Origin of the sequence: Shigella sp. FC1544, assembly GCF_001722145.1 — a bacterium.
Lineage (GTDB): Bacteria > Pseudomonadota > Gammaproteobacteria > Enterobacterales > Enterobacteriaceae > Escherichia > Escherichia coli.
The window spans coordinates 1-8,158 of the sequence record NZ_MECT01000080.1 but is presented as its reverse complement, the minus strand read 5'-3'; the positions used below and the strand labels follow the sequence as shown (position 1 = coordinate 8,158).

The 8,158-nt window shown below is 48.6% G+C and carries 8 protein-coding genes and 2 pseudogenes; 9 read left to right on the top strand and 1 reads right to left on the bottom strand.

Going from position 1 to position 8,158, the window contains the following annotated elements:
* Positions 1-244, bottom strand: a 244-nt coding sequence (locus BGK49_RS05960) for a transposase (protein ID WP_000567704.1), incomplete at its 3' end; no start/stop codon positions are given.
* Positions 245-322: 78 nt separating this feature from the next.
* Here BGK49_RS05960 and lpfC-O113 point away from each other — a divergent pair.
* From lpfC-O113 to BGK49_RS25560, 9 genes and pseudogenes are all read left to right on the top strand, one after another.
* Positions 323-1,273 (top strand): annotated as a pseudogene (gene lpfC-O113 / locus BGK49_RS05955) (long polar fimbrial usher protein LpfC-O113); the annotation flags it as partial.
* Positions 1,274-1,283: 10 nt separating this feature from the next.
* Positions 1,284-2,357: a long polar fimbrial minor subunit LpfD-O113 gene (lpfD-O113, locus tag BGK49_RS05950; protein WP_001046014.1), complete on the top strand. Its 1,074-nt coding sequence runs from the start codon at positions 1,284-1,286 to the stop codon at positions 2,355-2,357.
* Positions 2,358-2,604: 247 nt separating this feature from the next.
* Positions 2,605-3,645 (top strand): phosphate ABC transporter substrate-binding protein PstS, encoded by a 1,041-nt coding sequence (pstS, locus tag BGK49_RS05945; protein ID WP_000867146.1) that lies wholly within the window; start codon positions 2,605-2,607, stop codon positions 3,643-3,645.
* 86 nt (positions 3,646-3,731) lie between these two features.
* Positions 3,732-4,691 (top strand): phosphate ABC transporter permease PstC, encoded by a 960-nt coding sequence (pstC, locus tag BGK49_RS05940; RefSeq protein ID WP_000741620.1) that lies wholly within the window; start codon positions 3,732-3,734, stop codon positions 4,689-4,691.
* Positions 4,691-5,581 (top strand): phosphate ABC transporter permease PstA, encoded by an 891-nt coding sequence (gene pstA, locus BGK49_RS05935; protein ID WP_001251975.1) that lies wholly within the window; start codon positions 4,691-4,693, stop codon positions 5,579-5,581. The genes pstC and pstA overlap by 1 nt, the downstream gene beginning before the upstream one ends.
* A gap of 90 nt (positions 5,582-5,671) precedes the next feature.
* Positions 5,672-6,445, top strand: coding sequence for a phosphate ABC transporter ATP-binding protein PstB (gene pstB, locus BGK49_RS05930; RefSeq protein ID WP_000063125.1), 774 nt, complete (start codon positions 5,672-5,674; stop codon positions 6,443-6,445).
* A 14-nt stretch (positions 6,446-6,459) separates the two neighbouring features.
* Positions 6,460-7,185, top strand: a complete 726-nt coding sequence (gene phoU / locus BGK49_RS05925; RefSeq protein ID WP_000377786.1) for a phosphate signaling complex protein PhoU — start codon at positions 6,460-6,462, stop codon at positions 7,183-7,185.
* A gap of 285 nt (positions 7,186-7,470) precedes the next feature.
* Positions 7,471-7,938: pseudogene (gene bglG / locus BGK49_RS05920) on the top strand (transcriptional antiterminator BglG); the annotation flags it as partial.
* 55 nt (positions 7,939-7,993) lie between these two features.
* On the top strand, positions 7,994-8,158 hold a 165-nt coding region (locus tag BGK49_RS25560; RefSeq protein ID WP_047664789.1), incomplete at its 3' end, for an IS1 family transposase.

Genomic DNA, 8,158 nt, shown 5'->3' with positions numbered 1-8,158 from the left:
CTTTAATCTGCTTCATGGCGGCAGCAAGTTCAGAGGCAGGAACAACCTGTTCTCCGGCGGCCACAGCAGTAAGACTTCCTTCCTGGTATTGCTTACGCCAGAGAAATAACTGGCTGGCTGCTACACCATGTTGCCGGGCAACGAGGGAGACCGTCATCCCCGGTTCAAAGCTCTGCTGAACAATTGCGATCTTTTCCTGTGTGGTACGCCGTCTGCGTTTCTCCGGCCCTAAGACATCAATCATCTGTACTCCAATGACTAGTCTAAAAACTAGTATTAAGACTATCACTTATTTAAGTGATACTGGTTGTCTGGAGATTCAGGGGGCCAGTCTAGCTGGAAGCGTCTCTCGTGGAACGTCTCCTGGAGTTATTCCAATACTGCCAGACAGGGGACGGGGAACAACCATGCCAGTGATAACACCAGTGAGCAGATCTACATGCTCTCTTTATCTGTTCCTTTATCGGGCTGGTGGGGTAATAGTTACGCCACCTATTCTGTTTCGCAAAACGATAATTCCGGTAGCTCACATCAACTCGGACTCAGCGGTACGGCGCTGGAAAGAAATAACCTTTCATGGAATTTAATGCAGTCCTATAACAGTCATGATGATGAGGTTGGCGGTAATATGTCCCTGACCTATGATGGCTCTTATGGCACGGTGAACGGCAGCTATAACTACAGCCAAAATTCCCAGAGGCTGAATTATGGTATCAGAGGGGGAATTCTGGCACACAGCGAAGGGGTAACGTTAAGTCAGGAGTTAGGTGAAACTATTGCTCTTGTTAAAGCACCTGGGGCCGCCGGGTTAGAAATAGATAATATGCGCGGTGCTGCGACGGACTGGCGCGGCTATACGGTCAAGACACAGCTAAACCCTTATGATGAAAATCGGGTAGCAATCAGCGATAACTATTTCTCGAAGTCGAATATAGAACTTGATAATACCGTCGTTACGATGGTTCCCACGCGTGGTGCAGTGGTTAAAGCGGAGTTTGTGACTCATGTGGGTTATCGCGTTCTCTTCAGAGTGTTAAATGCAAATGGTAAACCGGTACCTTTTGGAGCCATTGCTGCGATACAAGATGCAAGTTTGGCAGATTCAGGAATTGTCGGTGACCGTGGCGAACTTTATCTTTCTGGTCTACCAGAAAAAGGACAGGTTACGTTATCCTGGGGAGAAAACGCCTCAACAAAATGCATCTTCAATTATTCACTTTCGACACCAGAAAGTGAGAGCGGATTAATTGAACAGGGTGTGACATGTCATTAAAAGGATTTTTATGAACAAGTATATCAAACAGTGGTGCTTTGCTGTGTTTATGCTCTCGTTAAGTAGTGTAGCACTTGCAGCTCCTAAAGGTATCTGTACCCCTGATAATGGCGTATTTCACAGTACGCTTGATTTCTCGGGATATCTTATTACCGCGAACGAAATTAAGGTTGGAACGACATTTAACACCACTATAACTAATGGATCCTCATATCCTGGACGCTGTCATTGTGATACTGGTAACGTAGGAGAATTCCCCTATATCTATTATACGTCAAAAATAAACCAGGCATTAACTTATGCTGGGGTTCACTCTAATATTAATTATTATAATCTTAATCCGAACCTTGATGTTGGGATTGCTATAGATATTCTTGGGGTTGGGTATGTGAATGCACCTTTTGAATATCATGCTAACAACCCGTCTGGTAATACAAAGTACAATTGCAACCGCATTGAACCTTTAAGTATATCTAGTGGGGCTAAAGCGATAGTATATTTTTATATCAAGAAGACATTTGCAGGAAAATTGATTATTCCTGAAACAAAGATAGTGACATTGTATGGAACAATTAGCCGTGACACCCCTGTGGATTACTCACAGCCGATGGCTGATGTTTATATTCGGGGCGATATTACAGCTCCGCAAAGTTGCGAAATAAATAATTTACAGCCAGTTTATTTTGATTTTAAAGAAATACCAGCTGCAGATTTTTCATCTGTTGTTGGAAGTGCGGTAACAACACATAAAATTACTAAAACGGTCACTATTGAGTGTGAAAACCTGGGGATACTGAATACCGATGATATCAGTACGTCTTTTTATGCTACCGAACCCAATACGGACAATTCAATGGTCGTAACTTCAAACTCTAACGTGGGGATAAAAATTTACGACAAAAATAATAAGGAAATCAAAGTGAACGGTGGTGAGTTGCCAACAGACATGGGTAAATCAACAGTGTATGGTGAAAAATCAGGTAGTGTAACTTTTTCAGCTGCTCCTGCGAGCCTTACTGGAGCTCGCCCAGCCCCGGGGCAATTTACTGCAACAGCGACGATAACTGTTGAGATTGTGCGCTAATAGGTCTGACAACGATTGTTCATCACATCGTTGTCATCTCACCCATTTCTTTATCACTTTTAAATGCATCATGACAAAAAGATGACATGTGGGATTTTCATCTTCACATTTAAAATCAGTAAGTTATTTGGTAATTCCTTTCTGTCATAAAAATGTCATATTCCTTACATATAACTGTCACCTGTTTGTCCTATTTTGCTTCTCGTAGCCAACAAACAATGCTTTATGAATCCTCCCAGGAGACATTATGAAAGTTATGCGTACCACCGTCGCAACTGTTGTCGCCGCGACCTTATCGATGAGCGCTTTCTCTGTGTTTGCAGAAGCAAGCCTGACAGGTGCAGGTGCAACCTTCCCTGCGCCGGTGTATGCCAAATGGGCTGACACTTACCAGAAAGAAACCGGTAATAAAGTTAACTACCAGGGTATCGGTTCTTCCGGTGGCGTAAAACAGATTATCGCTAATACCGTTGATTTTGGTGCCTCTGACGCGCCGCTGTCTGACGAAAAACTGGCTCAGGAAGGTCTGTTCCAGTTCCCGACCGTGATTGGCGGCGTGGTGCTGGCGGTTAACATTCCAGGGCTGAAGTCTGGCGAACTGGTGCTGGATGGTAAAACCCTCGGCGACATCTACCTGGGCAAAATCAAGAAGTGGGATGATGAAGCCATCGCCAAACTGAATCCGGGTCTGAAACTGCCTTCACAAAACATTGCTGTAGTACGCCGCGCAGATGGCTCCGGGACTTCCTTCGTCTTCACCAGCTACCTGGCGAAAGTGAACGAAGAGTGGAAAAACAACGTTGGTACTGGCTCTACCGTAAAATGGCCGATCGGTCTGGGCGGTAAAGGTAACGACGGTATCGCCGCGTTCGTTCAGCGTCTGCCGGGTGCAATTGGTTATGTTGAATATGCTTACGCGAAGCAGAACAACCTGGCGTACACCAAACTGATCTCCGCTGATGGTAAACCGGTTAGTCCGACCGAAGAAAACTTCGCTAATGCAGCAAAAGGTGCAGACTGGAGCAAAACCTTCGCTCAGGATCTGACCAACCAGAAAGGCGAAGATGCATGGCCTATTACCTCTACCACGTTCATTCTGATCCACAAAGATCAGAAGAAACCAGAACAAGGCACAGAAGTGCTGAAATTCTTCGACTGGGCGTACAAAACCGGGGCTAAACAGGCGAACGACCTGGATTACGCCAGCCTGCCGGATAGTGTAGTTGAACAGGTTCGCGCTGCGTGGAAGACCAATATTAAAGACAGTAGCGGTAAGCCGCTGTACTAATAAAACTCCAGGCCGGGTACGGTGTTTTACGCCGCATCCGGCATTACAAAATGACTTTGTAAACGCGTTTAACTGAAGAGTAACTTATGGCTGCAACCAAGCCTGCTTTTAACCCACCGGGTAAAAAGGGCGACATAATTTTCAGCGTGCTGGTAAAACTGGCGGCGCTGATTGTGCTATTGATGTTGGGTGGCATTATTGTCTCTCTGATCATCTCCTCCTGGCCGAGCATTCAGAAATTTGGTCTGGCTTTCCTATGGACCAAAGAGTGGGATGCACCGAACGATATCTACGGGGCGCTGGTGCCGATCTACGGTACGTTGGTGACTTCGTTTATCGCGCTGCTGATCGCCGTCCCGGTGAGTTTCGGTATCGCCCTGTTCCTGACTGAGCTTGCGCCTGGCTGGCTGAAACGCCCGCTGGGTATCGCCATTGAGCTGCTGGCAGCCATTCCAAGTATCGTTTACGGCATGTGGGGCCTGTTTATCTTTGCGCCGCTGTTCGCCGTTTACTTTCAGGAGCCGGTCGGCAATATCATGTCGAATATCCCGATTGTTGGCGCGCTGTTCTCTGGCCCCGCATTTGGTATCGGTATCCTCGCGGCAGGCGTGATCCTCGCCATCATGATTATTCCGTACATTGCGGCGGTAATGCGTGATGTGTTCGAACAAACCCCGGTGATGATGAAAGAGTCGGCCTACGGTATTGGCTGCACCACCTGGGAAGTTATCTGGCGTATCGTTCTTCCGTTCACCAAAAATGGTGTTATCGGCGGCATCATGCTGGGGCTGGGCCGCGCGCTCGGTGAAACCATGGCGGTGACCTTTATCATCGGTAACACCTACCAGCTCGACAGCGCCTCGCTGTACATGCCGGGCAATAGTATCACCTCTGCGTTGGCGAACGAATTTGCGGAAGCGGAATCCGGTCTGCACGTTGCCGCACTGATGGAACTGGGCCTGATCCTGTTTGTGATTACCTTCATCGTCCTCGCCGCATCGAAGTTTATGATTATGCGCCTGGCTAAGAATGAGGGGGCACGCTAATGGCTATGGTTGAAATCCAAACCACTGCGGCGCTGGCTGAATCTCGCCGCAAAATGCAGGCGCGTCGCCGCCTCAAAAACCGTATTGCGCTGACGCTCTCGATGGCGACGATGGCCTTCGGCCTGTTCTGGCTGATCTGGATTTTAATGTCCACCATCACTCGCGGTATCGACGGTATGTCGCTGGCGCTGTTCACTGAAATGACGCCGCCGCCCAATACGGAAGGTGGTGGTCTAGCGAACGCCCTGGCGGGTAGCGGGCTGTTAATTTTGTGGGCCACGGTATTCGGTACGCCGCTGGGCATTATGGCGGGGATTTATCTGGCGGAATATGGTCGTAAATCCTGGCTGGCAGAAGTGATTCGCTTCATTAACGACATTCTGCTCTCCGCGCCGTCGATTGTGGTTGGTCTGTTTGTTTACACCATCGTGGTGGCGCAGATGGAGCACTTCTCTGGCTGGGCGGGCGTGATTGCCCTGGCGCTGTTGCAGGTGCCGATTGTTATCCGCACCACCGAGAACATGCTGAAACTGGTGCCGGACAGCCTGCGTGAAGCGGCTTATGCGCTGGGTACACCGAAGTGGAAGATGATCTCTGCGATTACGCTGAAAGCGTCGGTGTCCGGGATCATGACCGGTATCCTGCTGGCGATTGCCCGTATTGCTGGTGAAACCGCGCCGCTGCTGTTTACCGCGCTCTCCAACCAGTTCTGGAGCACGGACATGATGCAGCCGATCGCCAACCTGCCGGTGACGATCTTTAAGTTTGCGATGAGCCCGTTTGCGGAATGGCAACAACTGGCCTGGGCCGGGGTATTGATTATTACCCTGTGCGTACTGCTGCTGAACATTCTAGCGCGCGTTGTTTTTGCGAAGAATAAACACGGTTAACACTTTGTCGGATGCGGCGTGAACGCCTTATCCGGCCTACGGTAAGCCTGATTAGCGAAGTGCATCAGGCACGATGAGGAAAAGATTGCAATGAGTATGGTTGAAACTGCCCCGAGTAAAATTCAGGTTCGTAATTTGAACTTCTACTACGGCAAATTCCATGCCCTGAAAAACATCAACCTGGATATCGCTAAAAACCAGGTTACGGCGTTTATCGGGCCGTCCGGCTGCGGTAAATCGACGCTGCTGCGTACCTTCAACAAAATGTTTGAACTGTACCCGGAGCAGCGTGCGGAAGGTGAAATTCTGCTTGATGGCGACAACATCCTGACCAACTCTCAGGATATCGCACTGCTGCGTGCGAAAGTGGGCATGGTGTTCCAGAAACCGACGCCGTTTCCGATGTCCATCTACGACAACATCGCTTTTGGCGTTCGTCTGTTTGAGAAGCTCTCCCGTGCCGACATGGACGAGCGCGTGCAGTGGGCATTGACCAAAGCCGCATTGTGGAACGAAACCAAAGATAAATTGCACCAGAGCGGTTACTCTCTCTCTGGTGGTCAGCAACAGCGTCTGTGTATTGCGCGTGGTATCGCCATTCGCCCGGAAGTGCTGCTGCTCGACGAACCGTGTTCGGCGCTCGACCCTATCTCTACCGGGCGTATTGAAGAGCTGATCACCGAACTGAAGCAGGATTACACCGTGGTGATCGTCACCCACAACATGCAGCAGGCTGCGCGTTGTTCCGACCACACGGCGTTTATGTACCTGGGCGAATTGATTGAGTTCAGCAACACGGACGATCTGTTCACCAAGCCAGCGAAGAAACAAACAGAAGACTACATCACCGGTCGTTACGGTTGATTCAGGAGTGCGTTATGGACAGTCTCAATCTTAATAAACATATTTCCGGCCAGTTCAACGCCGAACTGGAAAGTATCCGCACGCAGGTGATGACCATGGGCGGCATGGTGGAGCAGCAGCTTTCTGATGCAATCACCGCGATGCATAACCAGGACAGCGATCTGGCGAAGCGCGTGATCGAAGGCGACAAGAACGTCAACATGATGGAAGTGGCGATCGATGAAGCCTGCGTGCGCATTATCGCCAAACGTCAGCCGACGGCGAGCGACCTGCGACTGGTTATGGTGATCAGTAAAACCATTGCCGAGCTGGAGCGTATTGGCGACGTGGCGGACAAAATCTGCCGTACTGCGCTGGAGAAATTCTCCCAGCAGCATCAGCCGTTGCTGGTAAGTCTGGAGTCGCTGGGCCGTCATACCATCCAGATGCTGCACGACGTGCTGGACGCGTTCGCGCGGATGGACATTGACGAAGCGGTACGTATTTATCGTGAAGATAAAAAAGTCGATCAGGAATACGAAGGTATTGTTCGTCAACTGATGACCTACATGATGGAAGATTCGCGTACCATTCCGAGCGTACTTACTGCGCTGTTCTGCGCGCGTTCTATCGAACGTATTGGCGACCGCTGCCAGAATATTTGTGAGTTTATCTTCTACTACGTGAAGGGGCAGGATTTCCGTCATGTAGGCGGTGATGAGCTGGATAAACTGCTGGCGGGAAAAGATAGCGACAAATAATTCACCAGACAAATCCCAATAACTTAATTATTGGGATTTGTTATATATAACTTTATAAATTCCTAAAATTACACAAAGTTAATAACTGCGAGCATGGTCATATTTTTATCAATAGCGCATTGCTATTTTCTCTGCACGCAATTAAATTAATTTCCGAACCTGGATGTTCGTTATAAAAACCATTAATAAATGACTGGATTGTTACTGCATTCGCAGGCAAAACCTGACATAACCAGAGAATACTGGTGAAGTCGGTTTTTTTTGTTTATAAAAAAGGTCCTTGCTATGAACATGCAAATCACCAAAATTCTCAACAATAATGTTGTGGTGGTTATTGATGATCAACAGCGGGAAAAAGTCGTCATGGGGCGAGGAATTGGCTTTCAAAAACGCGCTGGCGAAAGAATTAACTCAAGTGGAATAGAAAAAGAGTATGCCTTGAGCAGTCATGAACTGAACGGGCGATTAAGCGAACTCTTAAGTCATATTCCTCTTGAGGTGATGGCAACCTGTGATCGTATTATCTCTTTAGCGCAGGAGCGCTTGGGAAAATTACAGGACAGTATTTATATCTCGCTAACTGACCATTGCCAGTTTGCGATTAAACGCTTTCAGCAAAACGTGTTGCTGCCCAACCCGTTGCTGTGGGATATCCAGCGGCTTTACCCGAAAGAGTTCCAGCTAGGGGAAGAAGCGTTAACCATTATTGATAAACGGTTGGGCGTGCAGTTACCGAAAGATGAAGTGGGCTTTGGTAATGCTGCCAACTTACTGATTTAGTGTATGATGGTGATTTTAAGGTGCTTGCGTGGCTTCCATTTCCATCAGATGTCCTTCCTGCTCCGCTACTGAAGGCGTGGTGCGTAACGGCAAAAGCACTGCCGGACATCAGCGCTATCTCTGCTCTCATTGCCGTAAAACATGGCAACTACAGTTCACTTACACCGCCTCTCAGCCCGGTACGCACCAGAAA

Coding starts and splice junctions, on each gene's coding strand:
- lpfD-O113 (WP_001046014.1), top strand. CDS start 1,284: ATGAACAAGTATATCAAACAGTGGTGCTTTGCTGTGTTTATGCTCTCG.
- pstS (WP_000867146.1), top strand. CDS start 2,605: ATGAAAGTTATGCGTACCACCGTCGCAACTGTTGTCGCCGCGACCTTA.
- pstC (WP_000741620.1), top strand. CDS start 3,732: ATGGCTGCAACCAAGCCTGCTTTTAACCCACCGGGTAAAAAGGGCGAC.
- pstA (WP_001251975.1), top strand. CDS start 4,691: ATGGCTATGGTTGAAATCCAAACCACTGCGGCGCTGGCTGAATCTCGC.
- pstB (WP_000063125.1), top strand. CDS start 5,672: ATGAGTATGGTTGAAACTGCCCCGAGTAAAATTCAGGTTCGTAATTTG.
- phoU (WP_000377786.1), top strand. CDS start 6,460: ATGGACAGTCTCAATCTTAATAAACATATTTCCGGCCAGTTCAACGCC.